General features: G+C 43.8%; 17 protein-coding genes. 4 read left to right on the top strand and 13 right to left on the bottom strand.

Annotated elements, in window-relative coordinates; all coding sequences use genetic code 11:
- Positions 1-210: 210 nt before the first annotated feature.
- On the bottom strand, positions 211-765 hold the full coding sequence (gene ruvC, locus AC4II3_RS14725; RefSeq protein ID WP_488008495.1) for a crossover junction endodeoxyribonuclease RuvC: 555 nt from the start codon (positions 763-765) through the stop codon (positions 211-213).
- Positions 766-1,439: 674 nt separating this feature from the next.
- Between ruvC and AC4II3_RS14720 the strand changes: the two genes are divergently transcribed.
- Together AC4II3_RS14720 and tsaE are read left to right on the top strand one after the other, a co-directional pair.
- Complete coding sequence (locus AC4II3_RS14720) at positions 1,440-2,807, top strand: gluconeogenesis factor YvcK family protein (protein WP_488008493.1); 1,368 nt, start codon at positions 1,440-1,442, stop codon at positions 2,805-2,807.
- 97 nt (positions 2,808-2,904) lie between these two features.
- The gene (gene tsaE, locus AC4II3_RS14715; RefSeq protein WP_488008491.1) at positions 2,905-3,399 is read left to right on the top strand and encodes a tRNA (adenosine(37)-N6)-threonylcarbamoyltransferase complex ATPase subunit type 1 TsaE; all 495 of its coding nucleotides are present in this window, start codon (positions 2,905-2,907) and stop codon (positions 3,397-3,399) included.
- 83 nt (positions 3,400-3,482) lie between these two features.
- On the opposite strand, the gene AC4II3_RS14710 is transcribed toward tsaE, so the two are convergent.
- On the bottom strand, positions 3,483-4,838 hold the full coding sequence (locus AC4II3_RS14710; protein WP_488008489.1) for a dihydroorotase: 1,356 nt from the start codon (positions 4,836-4,838) through the stop codon (positions 3,483-3,485).
- A gap of 334 nt (positions 4,839-5,172) precedes the next feature.
- On the opposite strand from AC4II3_RS14710, the gene lepB reads away from it, so the two are divergent.
- Positions 5,173-5,793 carry a signal peptidase I gene (lepB, locus tag AC4II3_RS14705; protein WP_488008487.1) on the top strand — a complete coding sequence of 207 codons (621 nt, stop codon included), beginning with the start codon at positions 5,173-5,175 and terminating at the stop codon, positions 5,791-5,793.
- 12 nt (positions 5,794-5,805) lie between these two features.
- Here the strand turns inward: lepB and AC4II3_RS14700 are convergent, their stop codons facing one another.
- The 3 genes from AC4II3_RS14700 to AC4II3_RS14690 all read right to left on the bottom strand — a co-directional run bounded on the left by AC4II3_RS14700 (position 5,806) and on the right by AC4II3_RS14690 (position 9,176).
- Positions 5,806-7,104 (bottom strand): dihydroorotase, encoded by a 1,299-nt coding sequence (locus AC4II3_RS14700; protein ID WP_488008485.1) that lies wholly within the window; start codon positions 7,102-7,104, stop codon positions 5,806-5,808.
- A 326-nt stretch (positions 7,105-7,430) separates the two neighbouring features.
- Positions 7,431-7,877, bottom strand: a complete 447-nt coding sequence (locus AC4II3_RS14695) for a hypothetical protein (RefSeq protein ID WP_488008483.1) — start codon at positions 7,875-7,877, stop codon at positions 7,431-7,433.
- A 372-nt stretch (positions 7,878-8,249) separates the two neighbouring features.
- Entirely contained in the window at positions 8,250-9,176 is a 927-nt protein-coding gene (locus AC4II3_RS14690) for a DMT family transporter (protein WP_488008481.1), read from the bottom strand.
- A 129-nt stretch (positions 9,177-9,305) separates the two neighbouring features.
- On the opposite strand from AC4II3_RS14690, the gene AC4II3_RS14685 reads away from it, so the two are divergent.
- Positions 9,306-9,683, top strand: a complete 378-nt coding sequence (locus AC4II3_RS14685; protein WP_488008479.1) for a DUF1823 family protein — start codon at positions 9,306-9,308, stop codon at positions 9,681-9,683.
- A 323-nt stretch (positions 9,684-10,006) separates the two neighbouring features.
- Here AC4II3_RS14685 and AC4II3_RS14680 read toward each other — a convergent pair whose 3' ends face one another.
- From AC4II3_RS14680 to AC4II3_RS14645, 8 genes are all read right to left on the bottom strand, one after another.
- The gene (locus AC4II3_RS14680) at positions 10,007-12,997 is read right to left on the bottom strand and encodes a hypothetical protein (protein WP_488008477.1); all 2,991 of its coding nucleotides are present in this window, start codon (positions 12,995-12,997) and stop codon (positions 10,007-10,009) included.
- 379 nt (positions 12,998-13,376) lie between these two features.
- Positions 13,377-14,024 (bottom strand): class I SAM-dependent methyltransferase, encoded by a 648-nt coding sequence (locus tag AC4II3_RS14675; protein ID WP_488008501.1) that lies wholly within the window; start codon positions 14,022-14,024, stop codon positions 13,377-13,379.
- Positions 14,025-14,036: 12 nt separating this feature from the next.
- Complete coding sequence (locus tag AC4II3_RS14670; protein WP_488008475.1) at positions 14,037-14,471, bottom strand: MerR family transcriptional regulator; 435 nt, start codon at positions 14,469-14,471, stop codon at positions 14,037-14,039.
- Positions 14,472-14,798: 327 nt separating this feature from the next.
- Entirely contained in the window at positions 14,799-15,653 is an 855-nt protein-coding gene (locus tag AC4II3_RS14665) for a flagellar motor protein (RefSeq protein WP_488008473.1), read from the bottom strand.
- A 50-nt stretch (positions 15,654-15,703) separates the two neighbouring features.
- Positions 15,704-17,233, bottom strand: a complete 1,530-nt coding sequence (locus AC4II3_RS14660; protein WP_488008471.1) for a hypothetical protein — start codon at positions 17,231-17,233, stop codon at positions 15,704-15,706.
- A gap of 284 nt (positions 17,234-17,517) precedes the next feature.
- A complete protein-coding gene (gene hisS / locus AC4II3_RS14655) occupies positions 17,518-18,801 on the bottom strand; it encodes a histidine--tRNA ligase (RefSeq protein ID WP_488008470.1) in 1,284 nt (427 codons plus the stop codon).
- 18 nt (positions 18,802-18,819) lie between these two features.
- Positions 18,820-19,098, bottom strand: a complete 279-nt coding sequence (locus tag AC4II3_RS14650) for a hypothetical protein (RefSeq protein ID WP_488008468.1) — start codon at positions 19,096-19,098, stop codon at positions 18,820-18,822.
- Positions 19,099-19,300: 202 nt separating this feature from the next.
- Complete coding sequence (locus tag AC4II3_RS14645) at positions 19,301-19,687, bottom strand: hypothetical protein (protein ID WP_075895905.1); 387 nt, start codon at positions 19,685-19,687, stop codon at positions 19,301-19,303.
- Positions 19,688-19,821: the final 134 nt, after the last annotated feature.

The following is a 19,821-nucleotide window of genomic DNA, read 5'->3' as shown; positions in this document are numbered from 1 at the left end:
GCGTGGCCAAACGCGCCCCGCGTGGCCCAAAGGCCAAGGCCTCAGCTTCCGCGCTTATGCGATCGCGTCCGCTTATCATAATCGCTATAACCCTTGCCCAGAAAGGATTTAATAGTTTTAAAATTTTAAAACTTTAGTATTGTTATATAGTTCACAGATATAGTTCACAGATATAGTTCACAGATATAGTTCACAGATATAGTAAAGTGTTCAAGACATATGAAACCAGGCAGTCAATGCGACTGCCAAGGCATCTGCTAAATCATCTGGTTTGGGGATGGTGTCTAAGTTTAACTCCCGCATAACAGCCTGCTGAACCTCATATTTATCCGCATTACCATATCCGGTCATTGCCTGCTTAATCTGACCCGGTGTAAACTCTACCATTGGAACTTCATGTTGTGCTGTTACTAACACCACAACACCCCGTGCCTGAGCTACGGAGATCGTAGTACTCATACGGTAGAAAAAAAGTTTTTCAATCGCTACCAGATCCGGTTTGCAGTGTTCAAGCAGGGTGTGTAAATCCTCGTAAATCGTACACAGTCGTGAGCCGTAATCAGTCTTGGCAGGGGTTTGGATGATGCCAAAATCTAGCAACTGCAATGGTTCAGGGGTTGCCTGTATTGGTTGGCTAGAACGCTTTGCCACTCCTAAGGAGCCTTCTGTTTTTCCTGACTTACTAATTTGGGTTGTTTGGCAACTAATTGCGCCAAAACCTAAAGTAGCTAGTCCTGGGTCAATTCCCAAAATTCGCTTTTCCATCTGGCTCACTGCCGTTAATCCCTTTCCCGTCTAATCACTAGATTGGGTTAATAGTGTTATTGCTATCATCCCTATTACCTAGTGCTATTATCCCTATTACCTAGGCTAGCGTTCGGCATTAAGTCATGACCTCTAACCAGCTACACCAAACACGAAAATCAGAGAAGTATGGGGTAGCTGACTACTTGGGATTATTCTGTTTCACCCCGTATTTTTTTGGGTTACGCCACTACTCTCATACCCTAAATGGCAACTTAACCGACCTCACCACTTTCAGCATATCCACGAGCAAATTCTGATCATAACGTCTAGGTACCGGATATTGTATTAATCACACCTTAGCCTAATTATCTGAAACTGTGGTGATCAGTACCAGCTTCATGGTGAATTCACTATTGAGGTGCGACCCTAGGGCGCGAGCAATGCCTCGCGCCCTAGGAGGCGCGCACCTTGATCAGTAATATCAATGAAAACCGCTATACCTGAAGGGTGAGCGGCTATGTGAATCACGGACTTTTCACACGAAGGTTTGATTAGGCAAAGAAAGTACCAATCTGACAGGCACTTCCGGAGCCTTAGCCGTTCCTCACTACATGCATCGCCTCCTTGTTAAGTGCTGGAGTTCGACCAGCAATGTCTATCCAGCTTTTGTACTTACCATACTCAGTGTAGTTATGTCCTCAATCAGTCTTTTCAAAAGAGCTCTACGTACCCTACAAAATGAATCGAGAGGTCGAATTCCTCAGCGGGTCAACCGTTGGTTTAAGTGGTTAGCCCCTGGATTACTGGTGAAGCGTTGGATACTTTTAAGTGCTGGTGGTGTAGTGCTAACAAGTTTGGGATTAGCGATTTGGGTAAAGCTGACCCCAGTTTTTTACATCATTAAATTCACAGCCCAAGTTTTAGAGAAAATTACAACCATTATTCCTAACCATGTCTCTGGTCCAATTGCGCTGATCTTGGGTCTGGTTTTCATCTTCTGGGGGCAAACCCGGACGGTAGGATCAATTACGGAAGTTTTAAAACCCGACCACGATCGAAAACTGATTGATGTGCTGATGGATCATCGTCGGTTAAACCGGGGACCGAAAATTGTAGTCATTGGGGGTGGCACTGGTCTTTCTAGTTTACTTAGAGGACTAAAGGTTTATAGTGCTAATATCACTGCTATTGTTACGGTAGCTGATGATGGGGGTTCCAGTGGACGGTTGCGACGGGAAATTGGAGTGTTACCACCGGGGGATATTCGTCACTGTTTAACAGCACTGGCAGACCAAGAAAAGTTGTTAACCGAACTGTTTGAATACCGTTTTCGAGCTGGTAGTGGTTTAGTCGGTCACAGTTTTGGAAACCTTTTTCTAACCGCAATGAGTGATATTACTGGCGATCTAGAACAAGCTGTTGCCGCTAGTTCTCAGGTATTAGCAGTGCGAGGAAGAGTCTTGCCAGCTACCCTAACTGATGTTAGCCTTTGGGCTGAATTAGCTGATGGACGTCGCATCGAAGGAGAGTCTAATATTACTGAGGCTCGGGGAGTGATCAAAAAAATTGGTTGTACTCCCGAACATCCACCTGCTTTACCAGCAGCACTCAAGGCAATTCAGCAAGCTGATTATATTATAATAGGACCCGGTAGCCTCTATACCAGCATTATTCCCAATCTGTTGGTGCCAGAAATTACCGATGCGATCGCAGCTCGCTTGATACCCCGCATCTATGTTTGTAATATCATGACCCAGCCAGGGGAAACTGATGGATATAGTGTCTCTGACCATATCAAAACTATTGATGAAGCCTGTGGGAAAAGGCTATTTAACGCGGTACTAGTGAATCGAAAATACCCCTCAGCTGGCTCACTGATTAAGTATGCTCAAGTTAAGTCTCATCCAGTATTTCTGGATCGAGAAGAGACTTCTAAATTAGGGCGTCGCATTGTAGTGACCAATGTAATGTATGAAGATGAGGAAACTCATTTAGTGCGGCACAATTCGGAAAGGCTGGCACGGGTTTTATTACGATGGTATAGTCGAGCACATGCGTGAGATTTGGTGAGTTCAAGTAAAATTTTTAAAGGAAAATAAAAGCTGAGATATTAACTCAGAATAACTATTATTCGAGGTACTCTATTGCTAATAACTAATGACAAAAATTTTTCTAGCTGATGCTAAAGCAACGCGATCGCTAGGTGTGGAATTGGGGAAATCTCTGCCAGCTAGTAGCATCATTTTGCTGGAGGGAGACTTAGGGGCTGGCAAAACAACCCTAGTTCAGGGTATTGGTGAGGGACTAGGAATTACTGATGCTATTGTTAGTCCCACCTTTACTCTGATCAATGAGTACACAGAGGGACGTCTCCCCCTGTATCACCTTGATTTGTACCGCTTATCCACCTCAGAAGTAGAGTCATTAAACCCAGAACACTACTGGGAGGGAATTGAGGTTGCTCCGGGAATTGTGGCCATCGAGTGGGCTGAGCGCCTACACTATTTGCCACCCAGTTATCTACATCTGACACTAACCTATTCCCAGGACGGTGGACGTCAGGCACAATTCACCTGTAACGGTAAGTTTGATTTAACTTGGCTGTTGGATAGGTTATCTGCTTGTTCGCCCTTGGCATCGAGTGTAGAGTAGGGTGAAGGTTAGTGGGATTGAGGTTGACCAAAAATTTGGGTCAACTTTAATTTTTTTCCACTTCCGATTAAATCCGATAGTGCTTAACTGGTAAAAGTTAAAGCTTCACCTCGCACGTCTGTGTTCAATTTTCCTCTGTCGTAGACTACTTGACCTCCAACAATGGTCATCACTGGCCATCCCGTTAAGTTCCAACCTTCAAAAGGACTCCATCCGCATTTTGTTAAAAGTTCTTCCCGTAACACTGGGTGGTAATTTTCTAAATCTACCAGTACCAAATCCGCATCATAGCCAGGAGCGATCGCACCTTTGTTAGGAATTCCATAGGCCTTAGCAACTGCTGTAGACATCCAGTGAGATACTTGAACCACACTACACCGTCCCTCTATGGCTTGAGTCAGCATCAGTGGCAGAGATGTTTCTACTCCAGGCATTCCCGAAGGAGTGTGGGGGTAACCTTTCGCTTTTTCTTCCAAGGTATGAGGAGCATGGTCTGTGGCGATAAAATCGATCACACCATCGAGTAGAGCTTGCCAAAGAACTTCGTTGTCATGGTGGGAGCGCAACGGCGGATTCATCTGTGCCAGGGTACCAATCTCTGCATAGGCATCGGTATTTAGTAATAAGTGCTGGGGAGTCACTTCCGCCGTCACCAAGCTAGGTTTGTCTTCCCTAAGCAATTCAGCTTCTTCAGCGGTGGATAGGTGCAAGATATGCAACCGCCGCTGATATTTTTTAGATAACTTCAGGGCTAACTTGGTGGCATTAAGAGCAGCTTGATTGTCCTGAATCTTAGAGTGAACAGCAGGGTCAGTAATTCCAGCAAATTCCTTACGTCGCTGAATAATTCTAGCTTGGTCTTCAGCATGCACCGCAATTAAGCGATTGTACTTCCGAGAACCTTCGCTAAAACCTTCAGCAAAAATTGGTTCTATCACTGCTTCATGATCTACCAATAGTGCACCATGACTTGAACCCATGAATATCTTAATCCCACAAGTCGGCTGGGCATTGTGCAAATCTGGCTGATTTGCTGGTGTTGCACCGATAAAAAAGCCATAATTAACTAAACACTTATCTGCCGCTCGCTTGAGCTTGTCATCCAGTGGGGCTTGGGTTGTCGTCGCAGGACGAGTATTCGGCATCTCTAAAAAGGACGTCACTCCACCCTTGGCACAGGCACAACTGGCAGTAAATAAGTCTTCCTTATGTTCTAGACCTGGTTCCCGAAAATGGACTTGGGGATCAATTACCCCTGGCAACAAAGTTAAGCCAGTAGCGTCTATTTCTTTATATGCTGTAACGTCCGTTGGCACTGGGATGTCTGGGGCAACCTGAACAATCCTTCGACCGCAGGTGTGGATATCCCCCAGTAAAAATTCACCAGAGGGCAATAGAATACGAGCATGGCGGATAAACAAGCAAAAGTCAGACAACATAGGAGGATGTTAAAATTTGACAGTGTCCCTGCTCGGTGTCTAGGTAGATACAGTAGATACAAACCTGAGATATAGCTAAATACAGACAACCGCAGCTAACCTACCACCATGGCACAAATAAACAGGGTTGTCCTGCCAAATTGACATTATTGACAAAACTTTACATAATCTTGATTTAGGCTCCCCTACTAACTTGAAATTTTTAAGATCTAGCTAGAAAACCCCAGACGTTTAAATTTGCTGTTAAATTTGCTGTTAAATTTGCTGATAATTTCCCAATCAGCTATTTGTTGAAATTTCCTCAAATTTGTGTATCGGTAGTAGTTGAATGGATATGAGTCGTGTACCAGATAAAAGACCAGAAAAAAAACCTACACAGCCTCCTAAAGACAATGCTTGGGTAGAAGGGATTAAAACGATTACCTTGAGTGCTGTTCTTGCCTTTGGGATTCGCACGTTTGTGGCAGAAGCGCGATACATCCCATCAGGATCGATGCTACCGACATTACAGATTAATGACCGCCTAATTATTGATAAGTTAAGTTATCGCTTTTTCCAAGACCCACAACGAGGAGAAATTGTGGTCTTTGCTCCCACTGAAAGGCTGAAAGAGCAAAATTTTAAAGATGCTTTTATCAAGCGCGTAATTGGGTTACCCGGTGACAAAGTTTTGGTTAAAAATGGTCGAGTTTATATTAATGATCAAGAAATAGAGGAAAAGTATATCGAAGAAGCACCACAGTACGATTTTGGACCGGCAACAGTACCAGCAGATCAATACCTAGTACTGGGAGATAACCGTAACAATAGTTACGACTCTCACCACTGGGGCTTTGTCCCTCGTGACAAAATTATCGGTCGTGCGGTAGTGCGGTTTTGGCCGTTAAATCGGATGGGGAAATTGAAACCAAATCCGAGTTACCCTGAAGGGTTGAATCAGCCAACTGGCTTATGAAGTCTCAGTACTTCATAAGTCATATTTCCGACTTGCTGGACACCAAGTTTGCACGACATGACCAATTAATTCTTGCCCTAGCCAGGGGGTATTAAGAGAAAGGGATTTGAGGTTTTTTTGCTGAACAATCCAAGGGGATTGAGGATTGAATAAGACTAACTCAGCCAATTGACCAGGAGCAGTGCTAGGGGGGTCTTGCTGTAGGCAAATAGCAGGATTTGTGCTAAGACTTTTCCAAAGTTCTAAGGCTGACCAATCCCCTGTCTCGACTAGAGTATGCCAGAGTATAGGTAGGGCTAGCTCTAAACCAATTACTCCTGGTGGTGCTTCAGCAAAGGCAACGGTTTTTTCTTCATAAGTGTAGGGAGCGTGGTCAATTGCGATCGCATCAATAATCCCCTCCCGAACACCTCGGATCAGTGCAGCTTGGTCAACTGGGTTTCCCAACGGCGGTTCCAATCGCAAATTGGAGTTGTAACTGCATAAGTCTTCAGTATTGAGCAATAGATGCATCCAAGTGGTACTGGCTGTTACTGGCAACCCCGCTGCTTTGGCTGATTCAATCAATTGCACAGCGCGACTGGTGGAGATACGCATGAGATGGACTGGCGTGCCAGTCGTTGCTACGACTTCTAATAAGGCAGCGATAGCGGATGATTCTGCGATCGCAGGATTCCCTGGCAAACCCAAACCAATTGACTGGATACCTTCTCGCATCACTCCCCCATTTACCAACTTAGGGTCACAAGCCCAAAGTGCTACTGGTTTACCCAAGGGTTGTAGGTATTCCAACAACCGTCGAACTAGCCCTAAATTACATAAAGGACCTTCATCGGTAAAGCCCACTACTCCCCCTAGAGCTAGTTCAGCTAATTCAGTCATTTGCTGTCCTTCTAACCCGATGGTGAAGGCACCCCAGTGATAGAGTTGAGGTGAGGAAGGGGGGAGGGTCAGATAGGCAGAGTTTTGGAGTTCTTGCCGTTGTGCTAAAACAGCAGCATTGTCTAGGGGGGGGTTAGTGTCAGGCAAAATGGCTAAGCGAGTAAAGCCTCCATTTGCCGCTGCTGCCAGTAGTGAAGACCAGGTTTCCCGCTGCTCATGTCCTGGTGCACCAGAATGGCTGTAGAGGTCTACTAGTCCTGGTCCTAAAATGTGTCCCTGACAATCTTGCACCACTGTATCGCCAGAGATTTCTTTGATTTGAGTTTCCACTGCCGTGATTACACCATCAGTAATCAGCACATCAGCGACTTGGTCAATTCCAGAAACTGGGTCTAAAACCCGGACTTGTTGAAGTAGTTTACTGTTCATTGGGGAAAGGGAAAAGGAAAAATAATTGGCTTTTAACTCAATCCCCCTTTCTAGCTACTCATATCTAAATCACTTGTTATGACGACTTGTTTTTTACATTACTACGTATATTTTTAAAATACCACTTTGCAAGATTTTGTCATACCTCTAAAGAGGTAACCAAATAGCCGAAAACCATTTATTATTAAAGCTTTATGAGTCATTACAGACTTTCTGGGAGCATCCAAATTTGGAATAAACATACCACATTAAGCTGTATTAACGCGATGTTAATGCCTATATAAAAAGAGATAGTTTCCAAAATAGTATGCTCCCGAATTTATTAATTAATTTTTATTTGCAGCAAATACGTTAACCAATTTGACCACTTGTGCGGGTCTATGATAAAAAGTCCAATGCTGCGGAGACTCTGTTATAGCGTCAGTGTTGGATATTTTCAGGTTTTTTGTTATGTCTTCACTATTGGAAAACGTGGCTAAGTAAGTTGTTATTTCCCTAGCGCTGTAAGTAACCGAATCATCATCATTTTCGATTTTGCCGTTTCTATCTCCTGGAGCATCATTTTTCAAAAGAAGAAATGAGATATGGTTAGGGGGAGCAATAAGTTCCACATATTGCGTCGGCAAGAGATCACGGTCACAAAATGAGTGTAGAGTTAAGTCACATATTTCCATCTCAGTTTCACTACTCGCCAGTGCATTCATCACATTGATCGTTAGCAGTAGCATACAGATTACTAACGTTACACAACAAGTTTTGATCATTTTTTTCATTTCTTTTTTGCTTCTCCTACTTCTGGCATACTTTAGTCAATTAACTAATTTTTTAGCACTACTAGGTTTTCTACCTGAAAGTTGAGGTGTAAAACCTGATAGTTGAGGTCAAAAACATCTTTATGGAAGGGTAAACTCCATCACTGTTAGACTTTTATCAGTATAAACGAGTTGTTCGAGTTTAAAACGACTCGCTGCAAATAAGTCCTGATATTCTCGTTCCGTGGGCCAGTAACCCCTTAATAGCTCAGAATACCTATTCCTTTTAATTCTGCTTAGTCTCTTACAGACCTGGGGGGCGTGACGTGCAAGCTGAAATCCTTCAACTAACCTTGGCCAAAAGGCCACGGGTCCGCGTTCAACCACTAACCTTCAACCTTTTTTTAAATTAGCCCCATAAACCGCTACTGCCACCCCAACTAACAACACCACCGCACCTACCAGCACCAATACCCCTGGCACTTCCTGAAAAATCAGATAGCCCAAAAAGCAAGCACCAACGGGTTCAAACAAAATAGCCAGGGTCACCAGGGTAGGATTAATCCAGCGTAGCAACCAGTTAAAACTGGTATGTCCTACCATTTGGGGGAAAATTGCGATTAACAAGATGTAGACGTAAACCGCTACCGGATAACTGAGATAACTGACACCCCAGAGTAAGGATAACAGTAACAACAGCAACGCCCCCATAGTGTAGGCGAAAGCACTATAGCTACCGAGACTCAAACCCCGCTGCTGTGCTTCACGTCCCCAAAGTACATACAAACTTGCTATCACTGCTCCCATCAATGCTAGAGAATTCCCCAACAGAGGATTACTCCCACCACTGAGAGAAGCCCCATCCCCCAAAGTAATCAACACACCACCGACAAACGCCACACCAATCCCCAAAACCGTCAGCCTAGTTAGTTTTTCCTTGAACCACAGCCAAGAAACTAAAGCAACCCAAATCGGAGTTGTGGTAACTAACGTAGTAGATGCGGCAATGGAAGTAAAAGACAAGGAAGTAATCCAAGTCACAAAGTGTAGCGCTAAACAAATACCAGCCCCACTGGCATAGAGTAATGCACCTGGAGCTAGCTGAGCTTGCCTGAGCTTTGGCAAAGCTGGTAACAGTAGCATAGACGCAATAGTAAGGCGAGACCCAGCTACGAACAGGCTAAACCCTACCCCACTCACCCCAGCGGATGCGATCGCTAATCGCGCAAAAATAGCTGATGTGGAAATCGCCAACACACCAGCCAAGAAAACCAATCCCACCTGCCACCGCAGCGGCTGCTTTATAATTTTCATAGCCATACAGCTTCAATCCCCAACCATTACCATTATTCCGGCAGAGGTACCAGGAGAGAAGTCAAAAAGCCCAGATAGTCTAACTGTATCTATAATCTACTTAATCCTTGATAATTCCTAATTTATAATTCAAATATGTTTGAACTACCGCCACTCAATACTAATACAATTTGGTCAATTTTAAACGAAGAAATTGATGACGATACCGTTAACAAAATTCTCTGGTACTATCTAGGTTATCGTTATAACTCAACTACCGGGCAGTGGGATCTAACTGAGGTTAATCCTGAATGGCAACAAGACTATCCCGAGCCACCTAATTTCATCGAAAGCCGCCCTGCGACGGTAAAACTAACCCGTTCAATACCCAAAGAAAATAAACAGCTATTGAAAAAAAAGTTAGGTTTCAAAGGTTACAAAATCGGAGAATTTGGTCCTCGACAAACTCGCCGAGCCACAGCCGCAAACTGGTTACTGAATTATATGGAACAAAACGGCATTGCGTCAGTATAGCGGTTCTGATACCTATGAGGTACATAGGATTTTTACCCTGCCTTTCAAGGGTATGTTTTTTACAAAGACGTCAGGTGTGGGGTGTAGGGTGTAGGGTGTAGGGTGTGGGGGATAAGAAAATATACTTAATTTGTCGTTAAAATCATCATTTGTTCGTTGTTTTTCTTTTCCTCTTCCTCTGAGTCGTCCCATGTTTTACCCAAATGTAAAAAACCTACCCCTGTGAGTTTTACCCTGCTCCCTGCTCCGAAGTCCCTGCTCCCTGCTCCCTAAAACTTAGGAAGTTGTACCTCAACCAATTGAGAAATGCTATATAAAATACTTCATCCTTCAAAGGTACTCGATAAGTCAGTAGGAACAACTACACACTCCAACTCCGCCTTGTGACTCTCCTGCTGGTTCTCCAAATTAATTGCGATCGCTTCAATTCTAATTTGAGTCGTGCCTTGGGGTATAACTAATTGAGTCATTGCCTCCAGCTCCCCAGCCGCATTGGGGAGTAAATCTATAATAGAACGGGTTTCTTGGAGCAGAGAGCGAGTTTGCACATCTTTAACCCACAATTTAATACATAAACGAGATTGACTAGGGGGAAGTTTTATGGTCACCATTACCTTTTCTCCAGCAAGCAACTCCCTAGTAGTCGGTATTGATAAAGTCGGTGCTGCTAAGGTCCCATCCAACTCTAGGGATGAAAGATTATCCAGTTTAGCCTTCAACTCATCTTGCTTGGTTGCTTTAGCTTTTGTCTGTTGTAGGGCTATTTCTCGATCATCTACTACAATTTCCTGAGTCGTCCAATCGTGACTAGTAATACCAACTCTAGGGGGTGTCTTTGGCATTGCTAATTCTGAACTAACTAGGGACAAATCCTCAGATTCTGTGATTGACTCCAAGACCTTTTCTGGAAATTCCCTAACCTCTTCTTGGTTGCTAGCCGTTTCATTCCTCTGTTCATCTGCCACTGCTGAGTGATCTTCCCCAGCAGGATTACTCTCGGGGGATAATTCTAACCTAAGCAATTCCATCAATTCATGATCTTCAGCTAAAGCACTCAACCGTGACCAAAAACGCTCTTCCATGTTTAAGGATCGGAAAGCTTCTTCTAAAGCGATTGACTCAGGATCTTGTACAGAATCTGGAGTATTCCACCGAGTAGTATTCAATAATTGGTTTACCTTGGAATTATTGAACTGGGTATCAACCGATTCTGAATCCTCTAACTGATCATCTCTCTGAGATTCATCAATCTCACTAATTTCAATAGTTTGGATTCCCTCAGATTCCGTCAGGGAATTACTCAGCACTTCATAAGCATCATTAGAATTAGATAAGACCTCAGACTTTATCTCTAAAATACTATCTTGAGTAGTATCTTCAGTACTATCTTCCGACTTTTCTACTGTGTCTTGAAGTACTGTGTCTTGAAGCACTGTGTCTTGAAGCACTGTGTCTTGAAGCACTTTGTCTTGAAGCTGTAACTCTGACCCAGTATCTTGCTCTCGATTATCTAGTTCTGGATTAGCTGTAGTGGAGGATTCTTGATCATCTAGGGAAACTGAATCAGATGCTTTAGACTGATCTTGGATCTCTTGGTGCTGTGCTCCAGGGTCAGCAACGGATTGCATTGTAGGCAAACTGGGCAATTCGAGGGATTTAACAGTTATATCACTAGGCTGATGGTGGTAAAGTTTTGGTGGTAAAGACCGTCCAGAGATAGGTTGCAAGAACAGAGATGGATGATTTTGGGGTAAGTCAACTAGATCCAGTACAGTCTGCTCTAAGGGGTCTTCATCTAAGAAGAGAAGTTCTTGATCAGGTTGATCAGGTTTGGCAGATTCAGCGATCCGATTAGCCAGTACTACCATGGTTTCCATTGGCATCCCCTGATTCCCTGGCACAATTACTTCTAATAAATCCTCTACATTAGCTGTAACAGTAAATTGTTGAGTGGCTAAAGGAGTTGACTGTGAATTATAAAGGGTGATTTTTCCTAAAATTAGACCACTTTGACAATCCGTCGGAATATCTAGACTATGGCTAAATCCTAAAAATAACTCCTCTTGAGATAGGGAGTACTCAACATCTAACAAACGTTTTCCTGTTTGAGGAAACCGCAATTGGTAGCGTAGAGTAGCAGGGAATAAGTTTTCTAAAACACTATCTAAAATACTAACTGTTATACTATCACCATTAGTAGTAATTTTATCATTATCTACTACCAATTCTCCTTTGATAGTCAACGACTCTCCTCGCTTTGCCAGGAAAATATCCTTATCTAGTCTTAGGGTTAAACCGTACTGATTAACCTGTGTATCTGAAACCCAATCTAAATCAGAGGTTTTTCTTAGCTGTTGGTTATCTTCAGAGTCCCGATCTTCCAACTCATCCAATACTGGCTGAAGCACCTGTTGTAGTAGTTGCTCCAAAGTTTCCAGAGATTCCTCCATGATGGAATTCTCAACGGTCGATTGGAGTGGTAAGTCTTCCGAGATAGTTGCTGTTAGTTGTTGGTTGGTTTCAGGATTAACAGGTGCCTCTGGGTAAAGCTTTTCTAGCTCTTCCAAAACCATCTCTTGGCTAGGACTAGATTCATCTTGGCTAACCCCAATTGTTGCTTGGGCTTGGTGAACAGGTAACTCTGGCGCAGCAATGGTTATGGGTTGTTCTTCTGGTGGTGTTATCTCACTCTGGTACTCCTGAGGGTTATAAAACTCTGAACTAGCATCTGAGCTAGTATCTGAGCTAGTATCTGATCTCGCATCTGTTGCTTTCAGGTCATTAGCAATAGTATTGGTGGAGGGAGAATCAACAGCTAGCTCAAGTGTAGTCAGGGAATTGTCTAGTTGAGGCGGCTGAGTATCAGTTTCGGTGACTTCTGCTGGGGTGACTTCTACGGGGGTGGACTCTGCTACTGGGGTGGATACAGAGGTTTCCGGGGGTGTCTCTACATCTTTGACCTTGGGTATGACTTGTAGCGCTAAGGATTTTCGCCATGACTCACCCATAAAATCGTCCATGATATCGTTACTGCAACGTAACTTCCACAGACCAGGGTTAATGGTGGTGAAAGGAATCACCACCATTAACCCTTCTGAGTTGGTGCGACGCCATCGTTTCTGGGACTTGCGTTTGGGTGGCACTTGCTCTGTGCTCTCATAGCTGACGCAAATTTCTACATCAGTATTGGGCAGGTTAGAACGAGCCACTATCCGATACCGACCGGATTCAATCTCGATCTCAGAAGACTTGATTGGCTTCCAGGAGCGCTCCCCCTCTTTCTGTAGTAGAAATTCCCAGTACTTCTTAGCCATTGTCAATATCTATGACCCAAAGACCTGCTAATGGACTTGATTGCTTTTCCAATTAGCTTACACTTTAAGTCGAGTATTTTGCTTATCCCCACGCTCGAGATTTGTCAACCACCGGATTCGACAAAGTGACTGACATCTACTCGGTTTAAGGGGATAAGAAAGCTGTACCACAAAATCAACCTTTAAGATGTGCCTGTTGATACTAAATTTTAGGGCTAATTTTAAGGATTATTCTAAGCCTGAGAGATCGCCTGTCTCAAGTAGCTTAGCTAATCGCTTCAACTTTGGGAGGCATTATCAGACGTTGACTGGTGATTATCACTCTTGAGGAATTCGTCTCGATCAGCACCAACCAGGATATCATTGGCTACGTTCCTAATTAACAGTTGAAATTAATCGCTTCTACCAGTGCCTTCTTCCCCACAATAAACACCGCTTTGCCTTTGCTCGGTTGCCAATGGTAGTCAATCGCGAAACCACCATTGGTCAAACTGTCTGACAATTCTTTTGTCGTAAAAATCTTAACCAACGGTATTAAACCCAAGAATTTTCCAATCGGCGCGACGATCTTAAACCACTTCATGGTATCTCCGAGACAAGCTGTACTGGTGACTAAAATTCCGCCTGGTTTGAGCATCTTGTGAATTTTGGCGATCGCTTTTTCTTTGTCTTCTAGTAAGTGCAAAATACTCAGTGCTAACACCACATCAACGGTTTCATCTGCTACAATTAATTCTTCGATAGTCAATTGTTCAAAGGTAACATTGTTGATGTTGTTTGCCTCAGCTTTACCTTGGGCTATTTCAATCATTTTGGATGAGATATCTATGGCGCGAATATGTTTAACGTAGGGTGCGTGAATGATAGCGGTCGATCCCGTCCCGCAGCCAAACTCCAGCACTTCCATCTCTGGCTTAAAGTATTCCTGTGTGACTTGTAGTTTTTTCTGGTAAGCTGCTTCATCAGCAATGGGTTGTTTGGCATAGCCTTCTGCGATTTTGTCATAAAATTTAGCTGAGTGTTTCATCATAATCCCTGATTATTTAGGTGACTCACCCGTTGATAAGATCTTGCGTATTCCGATAAGCTGTTGTTGGGGGACTTGCTTCACCACCACATCACGCACATGGGTAGCACGATCTTTAATTTGCTTTAAGCGTGATTCAATTGTGCGAATGCGTTTGAGTTCATCGAGCACCTGTTGCTCTAACTCGGCTTTTTTCATCAACAACATACCCTGAATTTCTTCGAGGGAGATATCATCTTTGATGAATCGTCGGATTTGATCCAACGATAACCCCAATTCTTTGAGGGCGAGAATGCGGTTGAGTGTGGGCAATTGGGTTGCGCTGTAGTAACGATGACCACTGGCAGGATCAACGAACATCGGTTGAAACAGACCAATCTGATCGTAGTAGCGCAGTAAACGCTTAGAAACCTGAGCGATCCTAGAAAATTCCCCAATGCTGTACATGATGTTTTCGTTTCGTTTTTTCTAGATATTCATCAACATAGAGGGTGACGTAGCGTAAAGATCAAGGAAGATGAAAAATTTTTAACAAATCTCGCGGAATTCCCCACTGGTCTGCACGCTGGAGATTGATAACCGGATAATGATGAAGCACACCCCTTGTGGGTGTGCTTCATCATTATCAATCTTTGGTTTTGGTAGACGACCGGTGTAGTCTTCAATGTTCACCAGAAATGTTCACCAGAGAAAGCCTAATTCATGAATTTGCGATCGCAAACTCTATCAATAGCATCTTTCCTTACCAGATTAGCGAGATTCTCTCCTCTTCAGCTATTGAACATTTGTCACCCTACCGAGACGAGTAAAGCGAATTTCAATCCTGCGCCTAGTTTGATCATCCTTTAAACTAATCGGAGCAATTTGTCCATTAGGTAAAATTAACTGGGCTGCAGAATAAGCCCGGAATTGCAGCCCCTTCAGCCGTCCTTCTTTAGCTTGAATCTCACGGAGTAATTGTACAACTGCCAACGCTCGCATCAGTCCTAAATCAGCATTAGATCCTGGTCTAAGTTGACTGATAGAGGAATTTTTATTAACCACATTCCCAATAGTTTGGTCGATATTGCTACCACCAAGATTAGGTTGACCATCGGTGTGACCAATTAGTTCTACTACATTGATTTCATAGTCCTTGGCATTGCTTTCAATAGCAGGGACAATTTGCTGCCGAATATAATCCTTCATCGCTGAGGGAATTTCCGCACTACCGGAATCAAATCGGTAATTCCCCTGATCTTTGATTACAATAATCGGAGGTGTATCTGGTGGTTTTGGTGCTGCAGCAATCTGTACCTGCAAAGACCTAATCTGCTGTTCTAGTGCCTTTTCGCGGACAGTTGAGCGCTTTGCCCTAGCTCTCCAAACCGCCACCCCACGCTCAAGTTGATCAACCCGAGCTGCCTTAGCTCGTAATTCCGCATTCTCCCTTGCTAATTGCACCACTTCATCTTCACTTCTGGTGAGATCATCAATGGTTGATTCCAAGGAAGTTTGTGCCAGCACAGACTTCAGGATAGAGAGCAACAAAAATAAGATCAGGATCATGAAGGCATTAGACATTAAGTCTGTAAAAGCTGGCCAGAGATTTATCTCTTCATTCCAATCATTATTTCGTGAACGACGCATTTTATCAATTCTCTGTCAATCTTATAATTACTATTAGTCATTTGCCAGGTTTATCGTTCACTGCTCAAACGCCTGACTAGCTCTCCTACAGTCATATCTTGAGTTATGCGAGTTGAACCATCGATTTGATTGGACTCATTCAGTTTTTGGCTAATCTTAGCAATTTCCTCATTGGTGTTATTGAGATGATTGACAACTTTTTCAAGATTGTGTCGCATAATTTCATAATTATGCTGGTCAGTATTAGCTTGCTGAGTAATACTTTGATTAAGGCGATCGCCTAAAGCCTGAATTCCCAGACTTACTCCTTCGGTATAGCTTTTCACATTTGACACTAACTTAGCCAATTCAGCGTGAACGTCACTCAAGCTATCGGTTCGAGAAGCAATCCGTTGCTCTAATTGATCAAGCCTAGCGATCGCTGACTGAAATCCCTGTGCTCCTTGCTGAAGTTGGGGGATAATCTTAGCTAGCGCTTGTTGACTGTGATGATGCTGTTTTACTACATCTATAGAAGATTGTCTGAGAGCACTGATTTCTTCTGCCAATTTTACCAACTTTACCCCATGACGTTGAAGTTCAGCCATTGCTACTCCCATCCCTTGCACTGATTGAGATAACATACTGGCTGACTCAGAGAAACTGCTTTGAGTTCTAGTTAAATCTACTGTAGCCTTAGATAATTTTTGAGGAAACTGGCTATGCTCAAAGGTTTGAGCAACTTGGGTAAATTGAGCAGCAGCTAGCTGAAATTCCTCAGCACTTCTGGCGATAGTACTAGCAGCTTGGAAGAATCTATTGTAAGAATTTTCTGCTAGTTTAAGCACTTGAATATTAGCATCAGCAATTTCTTGAACTTTTTCTTTTAGTGAGGATTCCACTGCTTCTCGAACAGTGTGACCAAATCTCGCCAAAAAGCTTTCAAATATATTGGACATCCCCTGAACCAATATATCCATGCGTTTTTCCCCTGCTAAAGTGGGCTGATAAATATTATCCAAGTAGTCTTCTAAGTAACTAATCAGATTATTTTTCGCTAGCCCTGTATTGAAGGCGACGTTAATTACCGTTAAGACAGCACTAAAAAAGATAGCGGTTAAGCTAGTGGTAAAAGCAATCCCCATCCCTTCTAGGGGTTGCTGTAATTGGTTAACTAAAGTATTGATATCGGTAGCATCAGATTGACTGATTGTTTGACTGAGTGCTAACAAATTGATGGTGATGCCGATAAAGGTACCTAGTAAGCCAAAGGATAGCAGTAAGCTAGGCATAATCCGACCAATGTAATCAATTTGGTCACAAGATATGCCAACAACTTTTTCGTGGCTGTAGGCTTGGTCAATTAATGCGCCTGTATTGACCTGCTCTAAATGTCGGCTAGCATCTGAGAACCGTCTTTCTAGCTCCTCTACAATTCTGGGTTTTTTCCCACGAGGCTGTCCATGGATTAGTCTTCTTACTCGCTTCCCTAGGGATAAAAGATGGGTATGGAGAGCAAAACGTAGTAAAATTACGAATACTGATGGGATTACCACCAGTACTACAGTCAGGGCAATTAAGTAATCCGGTATTGGTAGCATAGCGGCAGCTGGGGAACTCTACAGGTGAAATGGTAGCGCAGCATCCTCAGGATGCTAACCCCTTTCTTTATAACCTAAGGATACCCAGACTTATCTCAAAGCATTGATGTGTAACTACGAAATAATACGAAGCTATTAAGTGTTAACACTGAACACTCAAGGGTGCATCTCCTAACAGTTGTTTGAACCAGCAGTGGTGCGTTACGGGCACCAACCTAACCAAGGGCTAGAGGCCAAATATCAAGGCTCCCCTAACACACCCTACGCAACTCAACACTGAACATTCAACGCAAACGTTCTATCTGCTCTTTTAACTGCTCAGTTTTATCCAATAAATCAGCTTGGGTGATAGTTTCTTGTTCCCCAGAGGCCAGCCATTTCAAATTCACGGTGTTGCTCTGAGCTTCAGCATCTCCGATCACTAAACAAGCCACCGCACCACTGCGGTCAGCTCGCTTAAACTGTTTACCAAAAGCACTTCCACTCAAGTCCAGTTCTACAGCCAACCCAGCTTTGCGCAGTTGCTGAGCAAGTTTCAATCCTTGAGCTTCAGCTACTTCTCCTCTGGAGACTAGATAAAAATCTAGCGCTAGGGTTGGTGAGGTTTGCAGTTGTTGCAGCAAAATCACCAAACGCTCTAAACCAATCGCCCAACCAACAGCTGGAGTTTTATTTCCCCCCAATTCATCGACTAATCCGTCATAGCGACCACCACCACAAACTGTTGCTTGAGCGCCTAAGTCATCAGAGATAATTTCAAAGGCAGTGTGGGTGTAGTAATCCAACCCCCGCACCAAGCGAGGATTGAGCTGGTAACTAATCCCTAAATCCTTTAACAACTGCTTTACCTGATCAAAATGACTTTGGGACTCTGAACTTAGGTAGTCTAAAATACTGGGAGCATCCTGAGCAATCTCTTGAGTACGTTTGTCTTTACTATCTAAAATCCTGAGGGGATTGCGAGTTAAACGGTCTTGAGAATCTTCGTCCAACTCATCTTTGTAAGGAGTGAGGTAATCTACCAGAGCCTGTCGGTACTGTTGACGGTCTTCGGTACTACCGACAGAATTAAGGTCAAGTGTCAGGTTAACTAGACCCAAGGTATTGAGGATATCTTTTGCGATCGCAATTACTTCTGCATCTGCCCTCGGATCACTAGAACCAATCACCTCTACCCCCAATTGATGAAACTGTCGCTGTCGTCCAGCTTGGGGATTTTCATAGCGAAACATCGGACCGGTATACCAGAGGCGTTGTACTCCACCAGAAGCATAGAGGCTATTTTGAATATAAGCTCGCACTACTCCTGCTGTCCCTTCTGGACGTAGTGTCACCGAACGAGGAGGGGTTGCCCGGTCGTTGAAGGTATACATTTCCTTCCCTACCACATCGGTAGCTTCCCCAATTCCCCGTTCAAACAGTTCAGTGCGCTCAAAAATGGGAGGACGAATTTCTCGATAAGCCGCTCTATTGAGAATCTGTTGTGCGATCGCTTCTACTTGCTGCCAATATCCAACTTCGTCTGGCAGGATATCCCGTGTTCCTCGTAAAGCCTGGATTAAACCCATTAACGTTTTGCTTCCCCATCATGTGAGCTGCTTTCCACCATCGGAAGTGTCTTCTTCCCAGGCACCATAGCGATTTTGATAATAGGACAAAATTTGCTTGACCCGTTCTCTTTCTACTTTATCAGTAGTCTCGCCATACTCAATCCACAATCCACCAACTTGGCTCTGATTGTAATCAAACTGCTGGGATGTTTGGGGTAGTAAATCAGCGTCTACCCCTGTCACTTGGCGTAAATGGGCAGCTACCTCTCGATAAACTGCCAAGGGTAAACCAGGACAACTAATTTGATAACGCAATAGTATTGACTCCTATATAATCTAAAACCATTGGGATGCTCCCAATGGCTGGTATAATGTACATTTGTTAGGTCTCACGGTAATAGCTTACGGCTGACGGCTGATAGCTCATAGCTGTTGGCGTAGCCTGGGCGTAGCCCATATGCTTACCTAAAACCTAACACCTAACACCTAACAGTTAACACTGTACCCTGAGGTTACCTCAAGAAGCTGATCCTGAGTTTTCTCCAACTCGTCTAGACACTTCAACACCGTTTTCTTCCAGAATCACCACTGGATCTAAGCCTCTATACATTTCAATTCGCTTTACTAGCACTTGTCCGCCTAATATAAACTGTCCAACTTGAACGCTACGACTAGGCTCATTAGGGACATCTAGGATAGCGTAATAGACACCCCTACCATTATCAACTACCCCTGTGACACTGACATTATTGGCCAGTTCTGGTTCTGGTAGGATTGGCAGTTGCAGATCAAATTCAGGAGGGATAGGGGGGATACCATCCTCGGCAACAGAGCTATTGTCTGGTTTTGAAGCAGGTTTAGCAATGCTAGTCTCTGTAGGCCGAGTGTTCTGGGGCCTTGGCAAAACATTTCCCCTTGATGAGCCAGGAGACTTTCTAGCGATTGATGAGCTTGAAGGGCTGGAGGGTCTGCTAGCTCTTGAGGGGCTGGAGGGTCTGCTAGCTCTTGAGGGGCTGGAGGGTCTGCTAGCTCTTGAGG

This window comes from Moorena sp., from assembly GCF_982860115.1.
Note: the sequence above shows the minus strand (reverse complement) of the source record. Positions and strands in the feature narration are given on the sequence as shown.

Bases quoted from the DNA above. Each gene is read 5' to 3' on its own strand.
- ruvC (WP_488008495.1), bottom strand. From the start codon at position 765: ATGGAAAAGCGAATTTTGGGAATTGACCCAGGACTAGCTACTTTAGGT.
- AC4II3_RS14700 (WP_488008485.1), bottom strand. From the start codon at position 7,104: ATGAACAGTAAACTACTTCAACAAGTCCGGGTTTTAGACCCAGTTTCT.
- AC4II3_RS14670 (WP_488008475.1), bottom strand. From the start codon at position 14,471: ATGTACAGCATTGGGGAATTTTCTAGGATCGCTCAGGTTTCTAAGCGT.
- lepB (WP_488008487.1), top strand. From the start codon at position 5,173: ATGAGTCGTGTACCAGATAAAAGACCAGAAAAAAAACCTACACAGCCT.
- AC4II3_RS14675 (WP_488008501.1), bottom strand. From the start codon at position 14,024: ATGAAACACTCAGCTAAATTTTATGACAAAATCGCAGAAGGCTATGCC.
- AC4II3_RS14720 (WP_488008493.1), top strand. From the start codon at position 1,440: ATGTCCTCAATCAGTCTTTTCAAAAGAGCTCTACGTACCCTACAAAAT.
- AC4II3_RS14685 (WP_488008479.1), top strand. From the start codon at position 9,306: ATGTTTGAACTACCGCCACTCAATACTAATACAATTTGGTCAATTTTA.
- AC4II3_RS14690 (WP_488008481.1), bottom strand. From the start codon at position 9,176: ATGGCTATGAAAATTATAAAGCAGCCGCTGCGGTGGCAGGTGGGATTG.
- AC4II3_RS14680 (WP_488008477.1), bottom strand. From the start codon at position 12,997: ATGGCTAAGAAGTACTGGGAATTTCTACTACAGAAAGAGGGGGAGCGC.
- AC4II3_RS14665 (WP_488008473.1), bottom strand. From the start codon at position 15,653: ATGCGTCGTTCACGAAATAATGATTGGAATGAAGAGATAAATCTCTGG.
- hisS (WP_488008470.1), bottom strand. From the start codon at position 18,801: ATGGGTTTAATCCAGGCTTTACGAGGAACACGGGATATCCTGCCAGAC.
- AC4II3_RS14695 (WP_488008483.1), bottom strand. From the start codon at position 7,877: ATGAAAAAAATGATCAAAACTTGTTGTGTAACGTTAGTAATCTGTATG.
- AC4II3_RS14710 (WP_488008489.1), bottom strand. From the start codon at position 4,838: ATGTTGTCTGACTTTTGCTTGTTTATCCGCCATGCTCGTATTCTATTG.
- tsaE (WP_488008491.1), top strand. From the start codon at position 2,905: ATGACAAAAATTTTTCTAGCTGATGCTAAAGCAACGCGATCGCTAGGT.
- AC4II3_RS14660 (WP_488008471.1), bottom strand. From the start codon at position 17,233: ATGCTACCAATACCGGATTACTTAATTGCCCTGACTGTAGTACTGGTG.